General features: G+C 72.3%; 1 protein-coding gene. It reads left to right on the top strand.

Going from position 1 to position 325, the window contains the following annotated elements; all coding sequences use genetic code 11:
* On the top strand, positions 1-325 hold a 325-nt coding region (locus HKX41_10865), incomplete at both ends, for a hypothetical protein (protein ID NNC24631.1).

The following is a 325-nucleotide window of genomic DNA, read 5'->3' as shown; positions in this document are numbered from 1 at the left end:
ACCGCGCAGCCGCTCCCGCGGCCGCAACGCCGCCCTCCGCCAGCATCGACAACGACGCGGCGCAGGCGCGCCGGATCGAAGCCGACGTGCGCTTCCTCGCCGACGACCTGCTGGAAGGCCGCGAAACCGCGACCCGCGGCTTCGACCTGGCCGCGCTGTACGTAGCCGAACGCCTGCGCGCGCTCGGCGCCGAATCGGCCGGCGAGAACGGCAGCTATTTCCAGAACGTGCCGCTGCTGCGCGCGCAGCGCCTCGATGGCGGCGGCGAGCTGCGGATCGAACGCGCCACCGGCACGGTGGCGTTGAAGTTCCGTGACGAATTCCT

This window comes from Salifodinibacter halophilus (genome assembly GCA_012999515.1).
GTDB lineage: Bacteria > Pseudomonadota > Gammaproteobacteria > Nevskiales > Salinisphaeraceae > Salifodinibacter > Salifodinibacter halophilus.
The sequence above is the reverse complement of the archived record's forward strand: the minus strand, read 5'-3'. Positions and strand labels throughout refer to the sequence as shown.